Origin of the sequence: Rhodococcus sp. MEB032, assembly GCF_030208925.1 — a bacterium.
GTDB classification, from domain to species: Bacteria; Actinomycetota; Actinomycetes; order Mycobacteriales; family Mycobacteriaceae; genus Rhodococcus_F; species Rhodococcus_F qingshengii.
Window position 1 is genome coordinate 83,824 of the sequence record NZ_JARVSY010000015.1, and the last position, 21,771, is coordinate 105,594.

The following is a 21,771-nucleotide window of genomic DNA, read 5'->3' on the forward strand; positions in this document are numbered from 1 at the left end:
CTCCTTCATCCGAGTGATTACTACCTTGGACGCCGCGAAGTAAGGTTCGGTTCCGCAGATCGCGTTCACTCTTGAACGAAGCAATCCAGGCGAGAACAATCGAACAATGTCGTGGACACCGAATCCGGACGCACTTCGCGGGCGAGTGGCTGTAGTTGCCGGGGCGACGAGGGGCGCCGGACGCGGAATCGCCGCGGCCTTGGGCGAGGCCGGTGCAACCGTCATCTGCACTGGCCGGAGCACATCTGCCGGAATTCTTCAGTCGGACTATCCGCGCGGAGAGACCATCGAAGAGACGGCAGAGCTGGTCACCGAGCTGGGCGGCGTCGGCGTGCCGATTGCCGTCGATCATCTCAAGAGCAAACAAGTGGCTGATCTCGCCGAACGCTTGCGAATCGACTATCACCATATCGACATCTTGGTCAACGACATCTGGGGCGCGGAATTACTCAAGGGTGGGCCGGCGGAGTGGAACACGCCGGTATGGGAACACGATCTGGACAAGGGGTTTCACATCTTGCGTCTGGCGATCGACACCCACATCACCACGTCGCACCACCTCCTGCCGCTCATGACTGATCGGCCAGGCGGACTGGTCGCCGAAATAACCGATGGCACTACCGAATACAACGCATCGAACTATCGCATCTCGGTGTTCTACGACTTGGCCAAGGTGTCCGTGAACAGGCTCGCATTTTCGCAAGGCCACGAACTTGCCCCGTTCGGCTGTACTGCCGTCGCCATCACTCCCGGGTTCCTGCGATCGGAGATGATGCTCGAGAATTTTGGTGTCGGCGAATCGAATTGGCGTGACGCTTTGTTGCCGGAGCGGGATGGTCCGACTGCGCCCGCGGATTTCGCACGCTCCGAGTCACCGAGATTCATCGGACGTGCGATCGCGGCCATCGCTGCCGATCCGAATCGACAGCGATGGAATCAGCGATCGGTCAGTTCAGGCGAACTCGGAACGGAATACGGGTTCACCGACGCGGACGGCAGCCGCCCCGATTTCTGGCGGACCAAATGAATCCGGCTGCGATTATGATCCGCGCATGGCCGAATTCGCGACGATCAACGAATACATCGCTTCGTTTCCCACCGACGTGCAACCAGCCCTCGAGAGTATCCGCGAGACGATTCACAACACGGTTCCAGGCCTCGATGAGACCATCAGCTATCAGATGCCGACCATGACGGTGCACGGAAAGAACCTGATTCACTTCGCAGGCTGGAAAAACCACATCTCGATGTACCCGCTCCCGGCGGGTGACGCCGAGTTCGAGAAGTCCGTCGACCCTTACCGGGCTGCGAAATCAACGGTGAAGTTCCCGCTGAACAAACCGATCCCTCTCGATCTCGTGGCTCAGATCGTCGAATTGCTCGCGCAGCGCCACTAACGTCCGTTCTCGTCGGAGCCTTGTGAGAACGTATGGCCGTGCAGAGACAACCCATCCGCCGCATCAAGGCCGGGCCATCGTCGGGCGCCGACGTAGGCAGCTGGCCGATGACGGTGCCTGCAGTCGCGCAGATCGTTCAGCACGGTCTCGAGCTACCACCGGGTGTCACCATTCTGGTCGGCGAAAACGGAGCGGGAAAGTCGACCGTCATCGAAATTATTGCCGCCGTTCTCGGTCTCAACGCCGAAGGCGGGTCGACCAATACGCGGCATCAGACTCGATCGAGTGAACCGGGCGGCCTCGACCTTGTGCTCGAGCGGAGTCCCGGAGCATCGAAGTGGGCGTACTACCTCCGAGACGAAACCCTGCACGGTTTGTACACGTACTTGGAGGACAACCCCAATCCCAAGCGACCTGAACCGCTTTACCATCACCTCTCCCACGGTGAGGCGCTGCTCGAGATCCTGTCGTCGAGGACCTCCGACGGCGGCTTCTATCTCATCGACGAACCCGATGCCGCACTCTCCTTCCAGGGGACCCTGACACTGGCCGCGCTGCTCGGCGAGCTGGTGGAATCCGGCGCGCAGGCGGTGATCGCGACGCACTCGCCGATCATCGCGGCGCTGCCGAACGCCAACCTGCTCGAGATCGGCGAATGGGGAATCCGAGCCTCGAGCTGGGAGGACCTCGATCTGGTTTCGAACTGGCAGCGGTTCCTTCACGACCCGCACACGTACCTGCGCCATCTGATCTAACCTGGAACTCCACCCCAGGAGGCCTCCATGGCATACGACAAAGCGCTGGCTGAGCGTATCCGCGATGCGCTCTCGGGCGAGGACGACGTCGAGGAAGTAAAGATGTTCGGTGGGCTGAGCTTCATGGTGAACGGGAAGCTGGCCGCCAGTGCGAACTCACACGGCAACATCATGGTTCGGTGTGACCCCGATCGAGTCGACGAGCTTCTGACGCACAAGGGTGCAAGCTGGCCCGAGATGCGGGGTAAGCCGATGAGCAAGGGATGGATCGTCGTCGACCGAACCGGGACGAGTTCGAACGTCGAATTCAACGCGTGGATCAAGGAAGCTCTGGACTTCGTTCACTGACAGCTGGGGTGCGTTGCCGAAGATATCTGACGAGACTGGTGTGGCCGCGGGCTCTCGCGTCGATGAGAGACTGAACCGTGCCCGATCGACCTGAGATTGTCTGTATCTGCGGCTCTGCGCGATTCGCTGAAGAGATGCGGGAGGCGAACCGCGACCTGACGTTCGCGGGCGTGATCGTCGTCGCGCCGGTTGAAGCAGACGAGGCGGTCTCTGTCGAGCAGAAGAACCTGCTCGACGCGCTCCATCTGCGCAAGATCGACCTCGCCGATCGGGTTCTGGTCGTCAACCCTCGCGGATACATCGGTGAGTCCACGCGCCGAGAGATCGCGTACGCGCGCGCCGCCGGCAAACCAGTGTCGTTCACGACGCCGTTTGATCAGTAAGCGCCTCGTCGGTGCGGGCCGCAACGAATATTCTCACGCCGAGTTGCTCGAGCCCTAGCGCCGGTTCGATCAATTTCGCTCGATTCGGCAAAAGTGAACTGGGCGGCCCTTAGACTCCGGAAAAGCATTGGATTGGGCGGCTCGACGCCGCGGAGGAAAGGTGGTCCGTCGCGTGACGTTCACACCCAATCAGCCGGATCACCAACGCGCCTTCGGGTTTCAGACGCCGTCGACCCGCGCAATTCCCTCCCTCATGCCCGACCGTTTCGGACCTAGCCTCATCGGATCGCTCTGGGCGTGCGCCGGGATCGTCGCCGGAAGCCTCGGCCCGTGGACGTCATCCTCTGCGCTGGACCACAGTGGTGTCGACGAATGCGGAGCGATCACTCTCGTCCTCGCTCTGTGCGCGGTGACCGCGTTGATCACCCTCATGGTTCGAGACGTCACGCCCGAGATCAAGAATCACTGCACCGGCCCTTTGGTCGGAATCGCGGTATTGATCGTTGCCGTCGGAAACGCCGCGTCCATCGTGCGACGTAGTACCGAGTTCGCAGGGCACACTGCCGGACCGTCCATCGGGTGGGGACTGTGGGTGGTCATCGCGTCCGCAGTGATCCTGTGCATCACGTCGTCGACCGTCGCGCACATGATCAGGTTTCAGGCAGCAATGATCACAAGGTCTTGATCAGACCGCCGTCGATCACGAAATCCGCGCCTGTCACGTTCCCCGCACGATCGCTGGCGAGGAACAACACCAGGTCGGCAACCTCTTCGGGGAAGGTAAACCGCCCAGTCTCGGCTCCGGCCGCGGCGCTTTCGACGATGTCGTCGGCGGCTGATCCACTCGCCTTCGCCAGCGTCGAGGCCACTCCGTGCTTGCCGAGCCACAACTCCGTTTGCACCGGGCCAGGGCTGACGGTATTGACGCGGATCCCCTGCCCGCCCAGTTCTTTCGACAACGACTTCGAGAAGTTGGTCAATGCCGCTTTGGCGGCGCTGTAGTCGATCACCGTGGGGTCAGGTAAGAATGCGTTGACCGAACTGATCGTCACGATGCTCCCTCCACCTCGGCGGATCAACTCCGGCAGCGCAGCGCGAACAGTGCGTACAGCAGACAAGAACGTCAGATTGAACGACGCCGCCCACTCTTCGTCCGTGATGGCCGCGAAACCGCTCGTTCTCGGGGTGACGGCGCCGACGTTGTTGACCAGGATGTCGACGCCGCCCCTCGCTGCTGCAACCTCGAGCAGTCGGGTTGATCCTTCGACACTCGCGAGGTCGACGCCGACAAAGGTGACGGCGCCGCCGGACTGCAGCGATTCGAGTTCCGGCGAGAGCGTCCGCGAGCCCGCGACGACGTGGACTCCCTCGGCCACCAGGGCCCGAGTGATCGCCAACCCGATACCTTTTCCCGCGCCGGTAACGACGGCAGTTCGTCCGTCCAATTGCAGATCCACTGCGGTCCCCGTTCGGTCCGGTGCGCAGCGTTGGGTGTGCGTGCGACAGCTCTAGAGTCGCCGCACGCACACCCTGGTAAACCTGCAGAACCAGCCGCTGTTACCTAGCCACTGTTACGAAGCGCAGTGGCCAGGCCGTTCATCGTCAGCTGGATACCCCGACGCACCTGATCGCTCTCGTCGCCGGAACGGTACCGACGGATCAGCTCGACCTGTAGATGGTTGAGAGGTTCGAGGTACGGGAACCGGTTGTGGACCGAACGCTCGAGGCCCGAGTTGTCGGCAAAGAGGTTCTCGTTGCCCGTGATTGCCTTGTACATGCGAATTGTGCGTTCGTGCTCGTCGGTGATCATTCCGAAGACTCGATCGCGCAGTTCGGCGTCGGGCACGAGGTCCGCGTACCGGGCCGCCAAACCGAGATCCGACTTCGACATCACCATGGCCATGTTCGAGAGCACGGTTCGGAAGAACGGCCACTTCTCGTACAGGGCCGTCAACGTGGCAAGCCGAGTATCGTCTCCGTCTATCCATCTTTCGAACGCGGCGCCGGTTCCGTACCAACCCGGAAGCATCACGCGAGACTGACTCCACGAGAGCACCCAGGGAATCGCTCGCAGGTCGGAGATCGCCTTGGTCTGCTTGCGAGAGGCCGGACGAGAGCCGATGTTGAGTGCCCCGATCTCGGCGACCGGTGTCGACGCTTCGAAGTACTGCACGAATCCTGGTGTGTCGTGCACCAATTCGCTGTACGCGGTGCGGGCGAGGGCCGCGAGCTCGTCCAGTACCGCGTAGGCAGCGTCGGCATCGCTGCCGAGTCCTTCGACGTCGAGCAACGTCGACTCGATAGTCGCGGCGATGAGTGTTTCGAGGTTGCGATGTGCCAGACGCGGTTCGGCGTACTTGGCCGCAATCACCTCACCCTGCTCGGTGATTCGCAGAGAACCCGCGACTGCACCGGGAGGCTGAGCCAGAATCGCTTCGTAACTCGGTCCGCCGCCACGTCCGACGGTTCCGCCGCGGCCGTGGAAGAGCCTCAACCTGATTCCGCTCTTACGCGCGGCATCGACGAGGTCGAGTTCGGCACGGTACAGCGCCCAGTTGGCTGCCAGGTACCCGCCGTCCTTGTTCGAGTCGGAGTACCCGAGCATCACTTCTTGACTGTCACCACGGGAACGGACGATCGCACGATAGATCGGGATGTCGAGCGTCGCCAGCAATGTGTCGGCGCCGCCCTGCAGATCCTCGATCGTCTCGAACAACGGCACGATGCCGATCGGGCACGAGGGCTCGCTACCGACGCCCGGATCGAGCGCCCCGACCTCTTTGAGCAGCACTGCAGCCTCGAGCATGTCACTGACCGAGGTACACATGCTGATGATGTAGTTGGGTACCGCACCCGCTCCGAGAACCCGCACTGCCTTGGCACCGGCCGCCATGATGGCCAGTTCCTTGGTGGTCAATTCGCTGAACTCGGCGTCCGGCGAAGTCAGTGGTCGCCGCGTCGTCAACTCGGCCGACAGCAATTCGACTCGATCGGCTTCCGGCAAGGACGCGTAGTCCGGGTGAACTCCGGCCCACGCCAGAAGTTCTGCGACGACGCTTTCGTGTACCTCGGAGTTCTGCCGCATGTCCAGACCGGACAGGTGAAAGCCGAACACCTCCACCGCTTCTCGGAGCCGATCGAGTCGATCGTCGGCGATGGTCTCGTCACCGAAACGACGCAACGAGGTGTCGATGATTCCGAGATCCCGCTGCAACTGTGCCGGGTCGGTGTACGCCTCGAGTCCGTCGTCGGACCCGTGGGCGGGCAACTCCCCCAGTACCGTCAGTGCTGTGGCGCTCAAGCGCCCGCGGATACCGCGAATCGCGCGACGGTACGGCTCGTCGGCCCTGAAGGCAGAGTCGTCGCCGGAGGTAGACGCCAGCAGATCGAGTTCGGGCGTGACGGAAACCAGCCGCGCCGACATCGACAGTTCACGCTCGAGATGTTCGAGTTCCTCGAGGTGATGCGCGAGAGCAGTCGCCGCAGCGCGCGACGTGGCGCGCTGGACGATTTCGCCGGTCACGTACGGATTGCCGTCTCGGTCACCGCCGATCCACGAACCCGGCCTCAGGATCGGTTCCGGCAGGAGCCCGGCGTCCGGCCAACGAGTGCGCAGAGCTTTGCGAACCTCGGCGTTGATCTTCGGAATCACCTCGAACAACGCTGCGTCGTAGTAGCGCAGGCCTACCTCGATTTCATCCTGGATGCGGAGGCGGCTGAGCCGGATCAGAGCCGTCTGCCACAGGGTCAGGATCTGACGGCGCAATTGCAGATCGACATCAGCGGTTTCTGCGACGCTCAGCGCCGTGCGCTCGCGGTATCGCATCAACTCGGTGATCCGACTCTGCGTCTCGAACACCGTACGGCGTCGAGTCTCCGTCGGGTGAGCGGTGATGACGGGTGAGACCAGGGCGCCCCGAAGCGCTTCTTCGACGGTGGCCGAATCGATATCGGCTGCATCAAGTTTGGTGTACGTGGCCGCGAGAGTGCTGTCGCGGGGCGGTTCCCCCGCGTTGACGTGGATGGCCCGTCGACGCTCGCGATGGATGTCCTCGGCCAGGTTGGCGAGCAGTGCGAAGTGACTGAACGCCCGGATGACGGGAATGGCGTCGTCCGTACTGATTTCGGCGAACAGCGACACCAGTTCGGCGCGATCGATCTCCGAACGACGGACTCGGAACGACTCGACACGGGCTCGCTCGACCAGATCGAACACATTGTCGCCGGCTTGCTCTCGCACTATTTGTCCGAGTATTCCGCCGAGAAGCCGGATGTCTTCGCGCAGCGGCTCGGTGGCCTCTCGCGGTGTTTCTCGATGCGACGCGGTTTCAGTCATCACACAATTATCGACCGAAACAAAGAACCCCGCTCGATAGGCGGGGTTCCGTGTCTGAAATTCGTGTGTGAAAAACTACCGGCTGTAAGTCATGAGCCGAGAATCAGGCGAACTTGATCTCCAGGCCGATGCCGACGATCGAAATGAGCCAGATCAACGCGGTGAAGACCGTCAACCGGTCGAGGTTCTTCTCGACAACAGTCGATCCGGACAGGCTGGACTGGACACCGCCACCGAACAGACTCGACAAACCGCCGCCCTTACCGCGATGCAGGAGCACCAAGGCGATGAGGAGCAAGCTGGTGATGACCAGCAGGATATCCAGGAACAGTTTCATGTCTGTCTACGTCCACCAATCCAATAGGGACAACTACAACCGATAACACCATACAGGCGCGCGCAGATAGCCTGACCACATACCCGCCTCGCACATGACTTTGCACCCGGCCAGGCACGACTCTTGGTCAGTGGCATCGATCACACTGTCGAGATACCGATTCAGTAGTTTTTCAGTTGACGCGACTCTACCTCCGAAAGGCCGGCTCCATGCTTTCCGACACTGCCCTGCCCAACACTGCCCTGCCTGACACACCGCGTCTGGCTTCGATTCACAACTTCCGCGACGTGGCCGGCCCCGGGTACGTCACGACCAGCGGACAGGCGATGAGCCGCGGAGTCTTCTACCGTGCAAACGTACTGACGCCCTCGCCCGAGGATCTTGCAATCGTGGAATCGCTGGGGCTGACCGCCGTCTATGACGTGCGCTCCGAAACCGAGGCGAACGAAACTCCCGACATCGTGCCGGCGCCGGCGATGTACGCCCACATTCCCATCCTGTCCGGAAACATCCACGCCGAAGCGATGGCTCTCCGAACAGCGGACGCTGCAACAGCTTTCATGCAGAACATCAATCGCAGCTTTGTCGCAGACCCCGTCACTCGGAACGGATTTTCGCAGTTGTTCGCCGCCCTGGCGACCACCGAGGGGCCGCAACTCTTCCACTGCACGGCGGGCAAGGACCGAACAGGTTGGGCGGCAGCACTACTGCAGACACTCGCTGGTGTACCGCGCGAAACGATCACGGCGGACTACCTGCTCACGAACACGTACTCGGCCGAGTACATCGATGCAACAGTCGCGAAGATCGCCGCTGCCACAGATGCAGACAAGGGCGAGGTGATCCGGTTGCTGCTTTCCGTCGACGCGAGTTACCTGGGCGCTGCCTTCGAGCAGGTCGAGCACCACTACGGGACCGTCGAGAACTATCTGACCGCCGGGTTGGAGCTTGCTCCCGAACTCGTCGGCGCTCTGGAAACCAAACTGGTGAGCTGACTCGCGAACAAAAAACTGCGGGTGTGTGGCCTACTCGGTCACACACCCGCAGTCTTAGTCTCGAGCAGTTTCAGCTCACTACCCGATCATCACGGGAGTGGACCGCCTGCAGCGATCGCAGACAGTGTCGCGAACTCGTCAGCCTTGAGTGACGCGCCGCCGACAAGAGCGCCGTCGACGTCGGCCTGGCCGACGATCTCTCCGACGTTCTTCGAGCTGACGCTACCGCCGTACAGAACGCGAACGCCGGCCGCGACCTCGGCGTCGGCAAGTTCGGCCACTGTTGCTCGTACCGCAGCACACACTTCCTGTGCATCGGCGGCAGAAGCGACACGGCCGGTGCCGATGGCCCAGACAGGTTCGTACGCGATGACGATCTTGGAGATCTCCTCCGCGCTCAGGCCCGCCAACGAACCCTTGAGCTGTTCGACGTTGTAGGCGACATGCTCGCCCGCTTCGCGGATCTCGAGGCCTTCGCCGATGCACACGATCGGCGTGAGGCCGTTCTTGAGAGCGGCCTTCGTCTTCGCGAGGACGGTCTCGTTGGTCTCACCGTGAAGGGTGCGACGCTCGGAGTGACCGACCACGACGAAGGTGCAACCGAGCTTGGCCAGCATGGAGCCGCTGATCTCGCCCGTGAACGCACCCGAGTCATGAGCCGAGACATCTTGCGCGCCGTACGTGAGGAGGAGCTTGTCGCCCTCGATCAGCGTCTGGACGCTTCGGATGTCGGTGAACGGCGGGATGACCGTGACGTCCACTTTGTCGAAGTACTTCGCAGGCAAAGAGAAAGCGATCTTCTGCACCAGGGCGATAGCCTCGAGGTGGTTCAGATTCATCTTCCAGTTGCCGGCGATCAACGGCTTACGTGCCATGTCGGATCAGCCTTCCAGTACTGCGATGCCAGGCAGCTCTTTGCCCTCGAGGTACTCGAGGGAAGCGCCACCACCGGTGGAAATGTGCGAGAAGCCCTCGTCCGGGATACCGAGCTGACGAACGGCTGCTGCGGAGTCGCCGCCGCCGACGACGCTGAAGGCGCCCTTCTCGGTTGCCTCCACGATTGCCTCGGCGACACCGCGGGTGCCTGCCTCGAACTTCGGGAACTCGAACACGCCCATCGGGCCGTTCCAGAACACCGTCTTGGCGCCGGTCAGGATCGCGGCAAAGCGCTTGACCGACTCCGGTCCGATGTCCAGACCCATCCAGCCGTCGGGAATCTTGTCGAACGGAACGATCTTCGACTCGGCATCGGCCGAGAAGGAGTCCGCGACGACAACATCCTGAGGGATGTGGATGACGTCGGCGTACCGGTCGAGGAGATCCTTGCAGGTCTCGATCATGGACTCTTCGCACAGCGAATTGCCCACGGACACACCCTGAGCCGCGAGGAACGTGTAGAACATTCCGCCGCCGATCACCAGAGTGTCGACCTTCGGCGCCAGTGCCTCGATGACGGCCAGCTTGTCCGAGACCTTGGAGCCACCGAGCACCACCGCGTACGGACGCGCCGCGTCCTGCGTGAGCTTGGCGAGCACCTCGACCTCGGCGCCGACCAGGTATCCGGCGTAATGCGGGAGCAGCTTCGCGACGTCGAAGACCGACGCCTGCTTACGGTGAACAACACCGAATCCGTCGGAGACGAATGCGCCGTCGTCACCGACCAGCTCGACGAGAGCCTTGGCGAGCTTGACCCGCTCGGCTTCGTCCTTGCTGGTCTCGCGAGGGTCGAAACGGATGTTCTCGAGCATCAGGACGTCACCGTCGGTGAGTCCTTCGGAACGAGCCAGCGCGTCCTGTCCCACGACGTCACCGGCGAGTTGCACGTTGCGACCGAGGATTTCGGCCAACTTCGCGGCAACCGGTGCGAGGGAGAACTTGGGATCGGGCTGACCGTCGGGGCGCCCGAGGTGCGCGGTCACGATGACCTTCGCTCCACCCTCGGCAAGTGCCCGCAGGGTGGGAGCGGACGCGACGATGCGACCCGGGTCCGTGATTTCTCCGCCATCCAACGGGACGTTGAGGTCGGAACGCACCAGTACGGTGCGCCCTTCGACCCCAGCGTCCAGCAGATCCTTCAGCGTCTGAACTGCCACTGTTATCGAAACTCCGCTCAGAGAGACTTGGCGACGAGGCCGATGAGGTCGGCGAGGCGGTTGGAGTAGCCCCACTCGTTGTCGTACCAGGAGACGATCTTGACCTGGTCGTCGATGACCTTCGTCAGACCCGAGTCGAAGATCGACGAGTGCGGGTCGGTGACGATGTCCGAGGAGACGATCGGTGCGTCGGTGTACTTCAGGATGCCCTTGAGGGGTCCCTCGGCAGCAGCCTTCATCGCAGCGTTGATCTCGTCGGCGGTGGCCGACTTCTTCAGGTTCGCGGTGAGGTCGGTGACCGAGCCCGTGGGGATCGGCACGCGCAGTGCGTAGCCGTCGAGCTTGCCGAGCAGCTGCGGGAGAACCAGGCCGATTGCCTTGGCTGCACCGGTACCGGTGGGAACGATGTTGAGGGCAGCTGCGCGGGCGCGACGGAGGTCTGCGTGCGGAGCGTCCTGCAGGTTCTGATCCTGGGTGTACGCGTGGATCGTGGTCATCAGACCCTTGACGATGCCGAACTCGTCGTCGAGAACCTTGGCGATGGGGCCGAGGCAGTTGGTGGTGCACGACGCGTTGGAGATGATGTTCTGGCTGCCGTCGTACTTGTCGTCGTTGACGCCCATCACGATGGTGATGTCTTCACCCTTGGCCGGAGCCGAGATGATGACCTTCTTGGCGCCGGCTTCGAGGTGTCCCTTGGCCTTTGCGGCGTCGGTGAAGATGCCGGTGGACTCGACGACGACGTCGACGCCCAGCTCGCCCCAGGGAAGTTCGTTCAACGGGCCACGGTGTGCGAGGGCCTTGATGCGCTGATCGCCGACGACGATCGTGTCGTCACCGTCGAGCGACACGTCGTACGGCAAACGGCCGAGGATGGAGTCGTACTTCAGCAGGTGAGCGAGCGTCGCGTTGTCAGTCAGGTCGTTGACTGCCACGATCTCGATATCGGTGGTTCCGAGCGCCTTCTGCGCATCCACCGCCCTGAAGAAGTTACGTCCGATACGGCCGAAACCGTTTACGCCAACCCGGACAGTCACAATTCGCTCCTTTGACCATGATTCTGGTGTGCAACTTGACCCACGCATACTCCGAATCCGTGTGTGCACGACGCGGACGTGGGGTTCATCGGTCGATGTGACTCATACCCTAATGCGCGTGGCCCGAACGTGCGCAGCCCACCCTGACGGAGGGCAGGTCACCCCTCTTCGAGTAGCTCCACATTCACTGCGGATTCGGTGTCGGGTATGCCCGTTTCCTTGGCCTTGCGATCAGCCATGGACAGCAGGCGACGGATACGTCCGGCAACGGCGTCCTTGGTCATCGGCGGGTCGGCCAACTGGCCGAGTTCTTCGAGGGACGCCTGCCGATGCTCGACGCGCAGTGCACCCGCCGCCGCGAGGTGATCGGGCACGTCCTCACCGAGGATCTCCAACGCACGCTCGACGCGCGCAGCAGCCGCAACGGCAGCGCGAGCAGAGCGTCGCAGGTTTGCGTCGTCGAAATTGGCGAGACGATTGGCGGTGGCGCGGACCTCGCGTCGCATCCGCCTCTCCTCCCACACCAGGCGTGTGTCCTGGGCTCCCATTCGGGTCAGGAGATCGCCGATGGCCTCACCGTCGCGGATCACCACACGATCCGTTCCGCGAACCTCACGTGCCTTCGCCGAGATCCCCAGACGCCGCGCAGCTCCAACCAGAGCAAGTGCAGCTTCCGGGCCGGGGCAGCTCACTTCGAGCGCCGACGAACGGCCGGGTTCGGTCAGGGAACCGTGCGCGAGGAACGCACCGCGCCACGCTGCTTCGGCGTCGCCGACACTTCCGCCGACGACCTGCGCAGGCAAGCCGCGAACCGGGCGCCCGCGAAGATCGAGCAGTCCCGTCTGGCGCGCGAGGGCCTCACCCTCCTTCGCCACACGCACGATGTAACGAGCGGACTTTCGAAGCCCGCCCGCACTGAGTACGTGCACGTCGGCACTGTAGGTGAACAGGTCGAATATCTCCCGGCGCAGACGTCGCGCCGTGGAGCCCAGATCCACCTCTGCTTCGACGACCACCCGGCCGCCGACGATGTGGAGCCCACCGGCAAAGCGCAGCAACGCGGAGACCTCTGCCTTGCGGCAGCTGACCTGAGTCACCACTAACCGGCTCAGTTCGTCCTTGACCTCCGCTGTCATTGCCACGAAGCGTTCTCCCTCTGTTCTTCGGATTGCTGTTCTTGCAGGGAAGACTGTGTCGAATCCCCTACTGCCGCACTGCTCGACAGTTCAGCCAGTACATCGGCCAGTTTTGCCGGATCGTGTACATGCGCTGCGCCCGGTGAGGTGTCCGCGACATCCGCGTACCTGACTTCGGCTGAAAATTGATCCGCCGCACGCTGCAGATGTTCACGTTCACGCCCGGCCGGTACCGACGCCGAGTCGACCACCACGTAGTCGACCCGGAAATCGGGCACGTGTTGGGAGAGTACGTGCAGGTGACGCTCCGCGGAGAATCCGGCGGTCTCCCCCGGCTCGGGTGCGAGATTGAGCACCAGTACCTTTCGAGCCTTCGTCGACGACAGTGATTCGACGAGTTCGGGTACCAGGACGTGTGGGATCACGCTCGAGAACCACGATCCCGGGCCGAGAACCACGAGATCGGCACGATCGATCGCAGTCACGGCATCGGGGCACGCGGGCGGATTGGACGGGAGCAGTCTCACACGCCGAACCTTGCCCGGGGTGGTCGCGACGGCAACCTGTCCACGAATGCAGCGGCTGACGCGGGGGTCCTCTTCGAGTCCCTGAACGTCGGCTTCGATCTCGAGCGCGATCGGCGACATCGGCAGCACACGGCCACGGATTCGCAGCAGTCGCGCCATCTCGTCGAGCGCGACGACCGGATCGCCGAGCACCTCGGTCAGTCCGGCCAGGATGAGATTGCCCACCGAGTGCCCGGCAAGTGCGCCGACACCGCCGAAGCGATGCTGAATGGTCCGAGTCCAGTCGACTATCTCGGGTTCGTCCGACGCGAGAGCTGCCAGCGCCATCCGGAGGTCTCCAGGCGGGATGACGCCGAGTTCGGCGCGCAGCCGGCCCGACGAACCACCGTCGTCGGCGACCGTGACCACGGCGGTGACGTCGAACGTCAAGCGTCTGACGGCCTGGAGCGTGGCGAACAATCCGTGCCCGCCGCCGAGCGCGACGATGGCCGGCCCCTCGGGTGTCTCCCGCGAGCGATGTGTCGGTTCACTCATTCGCGCCCCAGATCCCGGTGCACGATGCTGACCGAGATGTCGTCCTCGGAACCCAAACGCCTCGCGAGAGCTTCGGACATGGCTACGCTTCGGTGCTTACCGCCGGTGCATCCGACCGCAATTGTCATGTAGCGCTTTCCTTCTCGTCGATATCCGGCGATCGTCAAATCCACCAGATGTCGGTAGGTGTCGAGATAGTCTTCCGCGCCCTCGCGCGACAACACGTAGTCGCGAACGTCGGCGTCCTGACCGGTGTGCGGGCGAAGTTCAGGGATCCAGTGGGGATTGGGCAGGAAACGAACGTCACAGACGAGATCGGCGTCCATGGGCAGGCCGTACTTGAATCCGAACGACTGGACCGTCACCTTCATCGTTCGGTTGGCATCGTTTCCGAACGCCGTTTCGATCTTCTGACGCAGCTGATGCGCCTTCAGTGCCGACGTGTCGATGACCAGATCGGCGGCCGCCTTCACCACGGCCAACTGCCGACGCTCGGCTGCGATCCCTTCGGACAACGTGCCGTCGATGCCGTCGTTCTGCAACGGATGACTGCGGCGCACCTGTTCGAACCGTCGGATCAACACGTCGTCCGACGCTTCGAGGTACAGCACCCGAGTGTGGATCGGTTCCGCCTCGAGCTCGGTGAGCACCCACCCGAGATCGCCGGTGAAGAGTCGACTCCGCACGTCGATCACGACGGCCAGACGATCGACCGGCGGATCGGAGGTCAAGCTCAGACCGACCATTCGGGAAATGAGCTCAGGTGGCAAATTGTCCGCGACATACCAGCCGAGGTCTTCGAGCACCTTGGCAGCGGTACTCAAACCTGCTCCGGACAATCCCGTCACCAGCAGGAAATCCATCGTTCGACTGTCTTTGGCGCTGTCGGTAGTCACTGTGCACTCGGCCCCGTCGTCGGCATGGACAATTCTCGCGACTCGGAGCCCTCGTCGCCGCTACCGGATTCGGCGCTGGGCGCGTCAGCAGACGTAACAGACGATTCGGATTCCGTGTCCAGCTCATCATCCCCTACCGCGGCTGGCAGCGCTCGAGCTTCAGCGCCCGCGTCGGCTGCAGCCGAATCCGTGCCGAGTGCGGCCAGAACTGCTGTGGCGGTGGTCTCACCGATACCGGGGACCTGCATGATCTCCTCGACCGTTGCCGTTTTCAGCTTCGCCACGGAACCGAAGTGAGCCACCAGAGCGGTTCGACGAGTTTCACCGAGCCCCTTGACCGAATCCAGAGCCGAAGCCGTCATCCGCCTCGAGCGTTTGCTGCGATGGAACGTGATCGCGAAGCGGTGGGCTTCGTCTCGGATGCGCTGCAGTAGGTACAACGACTCGCTCGTCCGAGGGAGGATGACCGGATCTTCTTCCCCCGGTACCCATACCTCTTCGAGTCTTTTGGCCAACCCGACTACCGCGACGTCAGTGACCCCCAGCTCGTCGAGGACCGCCGCTGCCGCCGTGACCTGAGGGGCGCCGCCGTCCACGACGAACAGATTGGGCGGATAGGCGAACCGCCGAGGCCGGCCCGTCGCCGGGTCGATCGCCGCTTCGGGAGCCAGGTCCCCACCGTCCGAGTCCATGGTCGACGCCGACGCCGCGAGGACGCCCAGGTCGCGGTTGTGGCGCAGGAACCGCCGACGCGTGATCTCGGCGATACTCGCGACGTCGTCGGAATGACCGTCGCCGGCGGCTTCCTTGATCGCGTAGTGCCGGTAGTCCGACTTACGCGGGAGCCCGTCCTCGAACACGACCAGTGACGCCACGACGTCGGTTCCCTGGACGTGACTGATGTCGATGCATTCGATTCGTAGCGGAGCCGAGTCCAGGTCCAGTGCTTCCTGGATGCCCTGCAGCGCCGCAGAACGCGAAGTGAAATCGCCGGCACGCTTGAGCTTGTGCTGCGCCAGAGCCTCTTTCGCGTTTCGCTGAACTGTTTCGGCGAGGTCTTTCTTGTCGCCACGTTGCGGAACCCGCAGTTGCACTTGCGATCCCCGAAGCTTGCTCAGCCACGCCTGGATCTCGGTCGCGTTTGCCGGCAGAACCGGCACCAGAACTTCCTTGGGAACTGCGCTGATCCCGGCCTCGGAACCCGCTCCCGGGTCGAGGGCCGCCTGCTCCCCGTAGAACTGGGTGAGGAACTGCTCGACCAGGATCGGCAGGTCGGACTCGGCGTCGAGTGCGGCCCAGTCGATGGCGTCGCCTGCCTTCTCCACGACCCATCCACGCTGACCCCGCACGCGTCCGCCCCGCACGTGGAACACCTGAACGGCGGCTTCGAGATCATCGGTGGCAAAGGCGACGAGATCGGCGTCGGTGCCGTCACCGAGTACGACGGCCTGCTTCTCGAGCGCCTTGCGCAAAGCGCCGATATCGTCACGCAGACGGGCTGCGGTCTCGAAGTCGAGATCCTCGGAAGCCTGCTGCATGCGCTTTTCGAGATCTTTGACCAACTTGTCCGTGCGGCCGGCGAGGAAGTCGCAGAAATCTTCGACGATCTGTCGATGCTCCTCGGCGCTGACTCGCCCGACGCAGGGCGCCGAGCACTTGTCGATGTAGCCGAGCAGACACGGACGACCGATCTGGTTGTGCCGTTTGAAGACTCCGGACGAGCACGTTCGTGCGGGAAAGACTCGTAGCAGCAGATCGAGAGTTTCGCGGATCGCCCAGGCATGGGAGTAGGGACCGAAGTACCGGACACCCTTGCGCCGCGGACCGCGGTAGACGAACAGTCGCGGGAACTCTTCGTTGAGCGTCACCGCGAGAACCGGATACGTCTTGTCGTCGCGGTACCGGACGTTGAACCGCGGATCGAATTCCTTGATCCAGTTGTACTCGAGCTGAAGCGCTTCGACTTCGGTACTGACGACGGTCCACTCGACGCTGCCGGCGGTGGTCACCATCTGCCGAGTACGGGGATGAAGTGTCGTGACGTCCGCGAAGTACGAGTTCAAACGTGAACGGAGGCTTTTCGCCTTTCCGACGTAAATGACCCGACCATGCGGATCGCGAAATTTGTAGACGCCCGGCGCAGCCGGAATGGTTCCGGTAGCGGGGCGGTAAGTCGAGGGATCCGGCACGGTTTCAGGTTAGTCGCCGCCACCGACCGACTCGGAAACGCGCAGGATGCGGGCACCGAACCGGTCGGAAGACGTCAGTTGCTCTTGTGCGCGACCGGTGCGTAGCGGTCGGCCAGTTCGCGGAACTTACCGACCGTGTCGACGGCGTACTCGCGGTCGTTGGACTGGATCGCCATCACTGCCATGTACTCGTCGTCGGGCAACTCGATGCGTGCCCAGGCGGCACCGTCGGGGAACGAGAGTCCCTCGAACAGATCCCAGTCGACGATCTTCTCGCCCAGGATGTTTCGTACGGCGATACCCTGCTTGCCCACCTTGACCCGGGGCCGCGTCAACATCAGCACACCGAGAGCCAGAATGGTGCCGATGCCTGCCATCGCGATCTGGTCCGCGGCACGGAAGTACACGCCGGTGGACCCCTGGCGGAGCAGGAGTGCAAGTGTGACGTGAACGATCACCAGGAGGACGGCAACTCCGATCGCGTATCGCGTCGACTTACGCGGTGACGCGATCAGTTCCCAGTTCTCGTTGTCGCCGGGTGTACTCATCGAAACGAATCCTCGGTCCATGGTGCTCGGAGATGGCGCAGGGTCACTGCGGTGTCCAGTGCGGCGGCGCAGGCCTGTGCGCCCTTGTCCTCGACGCTACCCGGCAGACCCGAACGGTCAAGAGCCTGCTGCTCGGTGTCGGTGGTCAGGACACCGTTCCCCACGGGGGTGCTTTCGTCGAGCGAGACGCGTGTGAGGCCCGCGGTGACCGCGTCGCACACGTACTCGAAGTGCGGCGTACCGCCGCGGATGACAACACCGAGTGCGACGACGGCGTCGTGCGTGCGCGCCAATGCCTGCGCAACGACCGGCAGTTCGATCGCGCCGGCGACACGGACCAGTGTCACGTCCTTGATCTGTGCCTCCTGCGCGACGCGCTGCGCGCCGGCGATCAGAGCCTCGGAGATCGTCGCGTGCCACTGCCCGGCAACGATCGCCAGCTTCAGATCCTTGGCCTCGGCGATCGCGAGCTGCGGCTGACCTTCCCCGCTCACAATGCGGTTCCCGGCTGTGCGGTGTTCTGGTTCGCCTCGTACTCGTCCAGTCCGATCAGATCGTGCCCCATCCGATCGCGCTTGGTGCGCAGGTAGGTGAGGTTCTCCGCATTCGCGCGCAACGGCATCGGAACACGATCGGTGATCTGCAGGCCGTAGCCGTCCAGACCCACACGCTTGGCCGGGTTGTTGGTCAGCAGACGCATCGACGAGATCCCCAGATCGACGAGGATCTGGGCACCGATGCCGTAGTCACGGGCGTCCGCCGGTAGGCCGAGTTCGAGATTGGCGTCGACGGTGTCGGAACCGGCGTCCTGGAGCTGGTAGGCCTGCAGCTTGTGCATGAGACCGATGCCACGACCCTCGTGCCCGCGCATGTACAGAACAACGCCGCGGCCCTCCTGGGCGACCATGTCCAGTGCGGCGTCGAGCTGCGGGCCGCAATCGCACCGCAGCGAACCGAAGACGTCGCCGGTGAGGCACTCGGAGTGAACGCGGACGAGCACGTCGCTACCGTCTCCGTCGGGGCCTGCGATGTCGCCACGCACCAGCGCAACGTGCTCGACCTCGTCGTAGATGCTCGTGTAGCCGACAGCGGTGAACTCACCGTGGCGGGTGGGGATGCGGGCCTCGGCGATGCGCAGCACGTGCTTCTCGTGCTTGCGACGCCACGCGATGAGGTCCGCGATCGAGATCAGAGCAAGGTTGTGTTCGTCGGCAAATACTCGCAGCTCGTCGGTCTGAGCCATCGCGCCTTCGTCCTTCTGGCTGACGATTTCGCAGATGACGCCGGCAGGACGCAGGTCCGCCATGCGGGCGAGGTCGACTGCAGCTTCCGTGTGGCCAGGACGACGCAGTACTCCGCCTTCCTTCGCGCGGAGCGGAACGACGTGACCGGGGCGAGTGAAATCGTTGGCACCGGATTCGGGGTTGGCGAGCAGACGCATCGTCGCAGCGCGGTCCGACGCCGAGATGCCGGTACCGATTCCCTCACGGGCGTCGACCGTGACGGTGTACGCCGTGCCGTGCTTGTCCTGGTTGGTGGCGTACATCGGGGGCAGGCCCAGCCGATCGCAATCGTCACCGTCGAGCGGCACGCACAGGTAGCCGGAGGTGTACCGGACCATGAACGCCACCAGTTCCGGGGTGGCTTTCTCGGCGGCGAAGATGAGGTCGCCCTCGTTCTCGCGATCCTCGTCGTCCACGACGACAACAGCTTTACCTGCAGCGATATCTGCTACTGCGCGCTCGATACTGTCGAACCTGGTCACGTGCTCGCACTCCAAAGTCTTGACTTTTCACATCATCGAATACAACAAGTGCATCCGACGGATGCACTGACAACCCTACGACCAATCGGACGGGTCCGATCAGCCTGGTCCTACCGACCGGCAGAGTGAAGCCGCTCGACGTACTTCGCGATCACGTCCACCTCGAGGTTGACCGGCGTACCGACCACAGCGGTTCCGAGCGTCGTCAACTCGAGCGTTGTCGGGATCAGCGAGATCTCGAAGTACTCGAACCCGCGGTCTCCGCCCAGCGCGGAGACCGTCAGCGAGACTCCGTCGACGGTGATCGAACCCTTCTCCACGACGTAACGGGAAATGGAGTCGGGCAGTGCGATCCGCACTACCTCCCAGTTCTCGGACGGCGAGCGGGAAATGACGTGGCCTGTTCCATCGACATGCCCTTGAACCAGGTGGCCGCCGAGTCGGCTGTTCAGCGCCGCGGCACGCTCGAGGTTGACGCGAGAGCCGACATCCAATTTCGCCAGGCTCGAGCGGTTCAGGGTTTCCTGCATGACATCTGCGGTGAACGAACCGTCGGCAAGCACGTCGACCACCGTCAGGCACACTCCGTTGACCGCGATCGAATCACCGTGGCCGGCGTCGGAGGTGACCAGTGGCCCGCGCACCGTGAAACGTGCAGCATCGACCAGTTCTTCCTTGGCGACGATTTCGCCGAGTTCTTCCACAATTCCTGTGAACACGCGCCCTACTCCTCGTTCCCCGGAGCAGAACTCTCCGGAACCAGACTCAACAAAATATCGGGGCCGATCGTTACCGCAGACTCCAAACGGAATCGGTGGGCGTCGGTGATGGTGTGCACTCCGGCATCGACGAGTGCGGAGGCGCCCGCGCCGAGCAGGATCGGAGCGATGTATGCCTCTATGACGTCGACATATCCGGCGGCAAGGAATGCTCCGGCCAGACGGGGCCCACCCTCGAGAAGTACGTCCGTGTACTCCCCCAACGCCTCGACTACTTCGTCGATGTTGTCGGTGTTGAGCACCAGAGTCGGTGCGGTGTCGTCGAGAATGCTTGCCGTCGAGGGTATTTCGCGCTTTCCGACGACGACGCGAACGGGTTGGTGCGCCGCGAGCTCACCGGTGGGCTGACGTGCGGTCAGCCACGGATCGTCGGCGAACACGGTGCCGGTACCGACCACGATCGCATCGATCTGCGCTCGCTGCGCATGCACGCGCGCCCTCGCCTGCGGACCGGTGATCCACTGACTCGTTCCGTCCTCGGCGGCGCTGCGTCCGTCCAGACTGGCCGCGTACTTCCACGTGACGTGCGGGCGACCGGTGCGCTGTTTGTGCAGCCAGGCCCGCAGTGGACCAGCCTCCACCTCGGGTGCTCGCAGTCCGGCCGTGACGCTGATTCCAGCGCGCATGAGGGTCGCTGCGCCGCCGGAAGCCTCCGGATTGGGATCACCGACGGCGTAGACAACCGCCGAGACTCCGGCGTCGATCAATGCCTGCGAGCAAGGGCCGGTTCGTCCCTGGTGATTGCACGGTTCCAGTGTCACCACGGCCGTACCGCCACGTGCCGCATCGCCGGCCTCGTCGAGAGCCACGACCTCCGCGTGCGGTCCACCGGGCGGTTGCGTCATACCGACGCCCGCGATGGTTCCGTCGGCAGCGAGGATGACCGCGCCGACCGGTGGGTTGGGGCTGGTGAATCCGCGCGCGGAATCAGCTGCGGCCAGCGCGATCTGCATCGCGGCGTCGAGATCAGCCGTCGACGCCTGTCCACCCTTTGCCATCGAGCGGCTCAGACCGACAGCGTCAGGTGCGGCGACGCCGAGGCGGCCTGCGCGCGCAGCTTGCGCACCGCATCACCGGGATCACTCGCTCCGTACACCGCCGAACCGGCGACGAAGCAGTCGATCCCTGCTTCAGCGGCCTGCTCGATCGTGGAAGCGTTGATGCCGCCGTCGATTTCGACAAGGAGCGTCAGCTCACCCGAGTCGACGAGCTTTCGAACTGCGCGTGCCTTGTCGAGCACCTGAGGCATGAAGGACTGACCACCGAATCCGGGTTCGACGCTCATGATCAAGAGGGTGTCGAAGTCCTTGAGGATTTCCAGGTAGTCGTCGATCGGGGTTCCAGGCTTGATGCTCAGCCCCGCCTTGGCACCAGCTGCACGAATATCGCGGGCAACCGAACGCGGATCGTCGGTGGCCTCGGCGTGAAACGTGACGTTGTACGCACCGGCCTCGGCGTACGGCGGCGCCCAGCGCTCCGGATTCTCGATCATGAGATGGCAGTCGAGCGGAATATCCGTCGCCTTCAGCAGACTCTCAACCACCGGCAGACCCAGCGTGAGATTGGGAACGAAATGCGCGTCCATCACGTCGACGTGAAGCCAGTCGGAGCCGGACACGGCAGTCGCTTCATCAGCGAGTCGAGCAAAATCTGCGGACAGAATGGACGGTGCAATCATCGGGGAAGCCACGACGCCGAGTTTAGCTGTGTCTCATT

Annotated in this window: 23 protein-coding genes; 7 read left to right on the forward strand and 16 right to left on the reverse strand. The window is 63.3% G+C overall.

The genetic code is table 11. From position 1 onward, the window contains the following. The first annotated feature begins 106 nt into the window (after positions 1 to 106). From QRN54_RS17285 to QRN54_RS17310, 6 genes are all read left to right on the forward strand, one after another. Positions 107 to 1,027 (forward strand): SDR family oxidoreductase, encoded by a 921-nt coding sequence (locus QRN54_RS17285; RefSeq protein WP_030536406.1) that lies wholly within the window; start codon positions 107 to 109, stop codon positions 1,025 to 1,027. Positions 1,028 to 1,052: 25 nt separating this feature from the next. Beyond that, positions 1,053 to 1,397, forward strand: a complete 345-nt coding sequence (locus tag QRN54_RS17290; RefSeq protein WP_030536407.1) for an iron chaperone — start codon at positions 1,053 to 1,055, stop codon at positions 1,395 to 1,397. 32 nt (positions 1,398 to 1,429) lie between these two features. Next, positions 1,430 to 2,152 carry an AAA family ATPase gene (locus tag QRN54_RS17295; protein ID WP_003944997.1) on the forward strand — a complete coding sequence of 241 codons (723 nt, stop codon included), beginning with the start codon at positions 1,430 to 1,432 and terminating at the stop codon, positions 2,150 to 2,152. Between the two features lie 27 nt (positions 2,153 to 2,179). After that, a complete protein-coding gene (locus QRN54_RS17300; RefSeq protein ID WP_003944891.1) occupies positions 2,180 to 2,500 on the forward strand; it encodes a TfoX/Sxy family protein in 321 nt (106 codons plus the stop codon). Between the two features lie 134 nt (positions 2,501 to 2,634). Beyond that, positions 2,635 to 2,883 (forward strand): hypothetical protein, encoded by a 249-nt coding sequence (locus tag QRN54_RS17305; RefSeq protein WP_207624530.1) that lies wholly within the window; start codon positions 2,635 to 2,637, stop codon positions 2,881 to 2,883. 172 nt (positions 2,884 to 3,055) lie between these two features. Beyond that, positions 3,056 to 3,568, forward strand: a complete 513-nt coding sequence (locus tag QRN54_RS17310) for a hypothetical protein (RefSeq protein ID WP_230587563.1) — start codon at positions 3,056 to 3,058, stop codon at positions 3,566 to 3,568. On the opposite strand, the gene QRN54_RS17315 is transcribed toward QRN54_RS17310, so the two are convergent. From QRN54_RS17315 to secG, 3 genes are all read right to left on the reverse strand, one after another. After that, positions 3,555 to 4,340, reverse strand: a complete 786-nt coding sequence (locus QRN54_RS17315; protein WP_042919818.1) for an oxidoreductase — start codon at positions 4,338 to 4,340, stop codon at positions 3,555 to 3,557. The two genes, QRN54_RS17310 and QRN54_RS17315, sit on opposite strands and share 14 nt — an antisense overlap. Before the next feature lie 104 nt (positions 4,341 to 4,444). Beyond that, positions 4,445 to 7,219, reverse strand: coding sequence for a phosphoenolpyruvate carboxylase (ppc, locus tag QRN54_RS17320; protein WP_285182604.1), 2,775 nt, complete (start codon positions 7,217 to 7,219; stop codon positions 4,445 to 4,447). A 103-nt stretch (positions 7,220 to 7,322) separates the two neighbouring features. Then, entirely contained in the window at positions 7,323 to 7,556 is a 234-nt protein-coding gene (secG, locus tag QRN54_RS17325; protein ID WP_003944946.1) for a preprotein translocase subunit SecG, read from the reverse strand. Positions 7,557 to 7,765: 209 nt separating this feature from the next. Between secG and QRN54_RS17330 the strand changes: the two genes are divergently transcribed. Continuing rightward, a complete protein-coding gene (locus tag QRN54_RS17330) occupies positions 7,766 to 8,551 on the forward strand; it encodes a tyrosine-protein phosphatase (RefSeq protein ID WP_269609242.1) in 786 nt (261 codons plus the stop codon). A gap of 89 nt (positions 8,552 to 8,640) precedes the next feature. Here QRN54_RS17330 and tpiA read toward each other — a convergent pair whose 3' ends face one another. The 13 genes from tpiA to rpe form a co-directional block, all read right to left on the reverse strand. Next, complete coding sequence (tpiA, locus tag QRN54_RS17335) at positions 8,641 to 9,426, reverse strand: triose-phosphate isomerase (RefSeq protein ID WP_162113539.1); 786 nt, start codon at positions 9,424 to 9,426, stop codon at positions 8,641 to 8,643. 6 nt (positions 9,427 to 9,432) lie between these two features. Further along, a complete protein-coding gene (locus QRN54_RS17340) occupies positions 9,433 to 10,644 on the reverse strand; it encodes a phosphoglycerate kinase (RefSeq protein WP_003944901.1) in 1,212 nt (403 codons plus the stop codon). A gap of 17 nt (positions 10,645 to 10,661) precedes the next feature. Then, a complete protein-coding gene (gap, locus tag QRN54_RS17345; RefSeq protein WP_003944851.1) occupies positions 10,662 to 11,681 on the reverse strand; it encodes a type I glyceraldehyde-3-phosphate dehydrogenase in 1,020 nt (339 codons plus the stop codon). Positions 11,682 to 11,839: 158 nt separating this feature from the next. Continuing rightward, positions 11,840 to 12,817: a DNA-binding protein WhiA gene (gene whiA, locus QRN54_RS17350; protein ID WP_021344225.1), complete on the reverse strand. Its 978-nt coding sequence runs from the start codon at positions 12,815 to 12,817 to the stop codon at positions 11,840 to 11,842. Then, entirely contained in the window at positions 12,814 to 13,878 is a 1,065-nt protein-coding gene (locus QRN54_RS17355; protein WP_042445666.1) for a gluconeogenesis factor YvcK family protein, read from the reverse strand. The genes whiA and QRN54_RS17355 overlap by 4 nt, the downstream gene beginning before the upstream one ends. Beyond that, positions 13,875 to 14,774 (reverse strand): RNase adapter RapZ, encoded by a 900-nt coding sequence (rapZ, locus tag QRN54_RS17360; protein WP_003944872.1) that lies wholly within the window; start codon positions 14,772 to 14,774, stop codon positions 13,875 to 13,877. The genes QRN54_RS17355 and rapZ overlap by 4 nt, the downstream gene beginning before the upstream one ends. Beyond that, positions 14,771 to 16,963: an excinuclease ABC subunit UvrC gene (gene uvrC / locus QRN54_RS17365; protein WP_003944805.1), complete on the reverse strand. Its 2,193-nt coding sequence runs from the start codon at positions 16,961 to 16,963 to the stop codon at positions 14,771 to 14,773. The genes rapZ and uvrC overlap by 4 nt, the downstream gene beginning before the upstream one ends. Positions 16,964 to 17,037: 74 nt before the next feature. Next, positions 17,038 to 17,511: a PH domain-containing protein gene (locus QRN54_RS17370; protein ID WP_003944987.1), complete on the reverse strand. Its 474-nt coding sequence runs from the start codon at positions 17,509 to 17,511 to the stop codon at positions 17,038 to 17,040. Beyond that, the gene (gene ribH, locus QRN54_RS17375; protein WP_003944999.1) at positions 17,508 to 18,005 is read right to left on the reverse strand and encodes a 6,7-dimethyl-8-ribityllumazine synthase; all 498 of its coding nucleotides are present in this window, start codon (positions 18,003 to 18,005) and stop codon (positions 17,508 to 17,510) included. The genes QRN54_RS17370 and ribH overlap by 4 nt, the downstream gene beginning before the upstream one ends. Next, entirely contained in the window at positions 18,002 to 19,276 is a 1,275-nt protein-coding gene (locus QRN54_RS17380; protein ID WP_003944833.1) for a bifunctional 3,4-dihydroxy-2-butanone-4-phosphate synthase/GTP cyclohydrolase II, read from the reverse strand. The genes ribH and QRN54_RS17380 overlap by 4 nt, the downstream gene beginning before the upstream one ends. A 110-nt stretch (positions 19,277 to 19,386) precedes the next feature. After that, a complete protein-coding gene (locus tag QRN54_RS17385) occupies positions 19,387 to 19,995 on the reverse strand; it encodes a riboflavin synthase (RefSeq protein WP_003944892.1) in 609 nt (202 codons plus the stop codon). A 5-nt stretch (positions 19,996 to 20,000) separates the two neighbouring features. Further along, entirely contained in the window at positions 20,001 to 21,053 is a 1,053-nt protein-coding gene (gene ribD, locus QRN54_RS17390) for a bifunctional diaminohydroxyphosphoribosylaminopyrimidine deaminase/5-amino-6-(5-phosphoribosylamino)uracil reductase RibD (RefSeq protein WP_285182625.1), read from the reverse strand. 8 nt (positions 21,054 to 21,061) lie between these two features. Then, positions 21,062 to 21,745 (reverse strand): ribulose-phosphate 3-epimerase, encoded by a 684-nt coding sequence (rpe, locus tag QRN54_RS17395; protein ID WP_007727987.1) that lies wholly within the window; start codon positions 21,743 to 21,745, stop codon positions 21,062 to 21,064. Between the last annotated feature and the right edge of the window lie 26 nt (positions 21,746 to 21,771).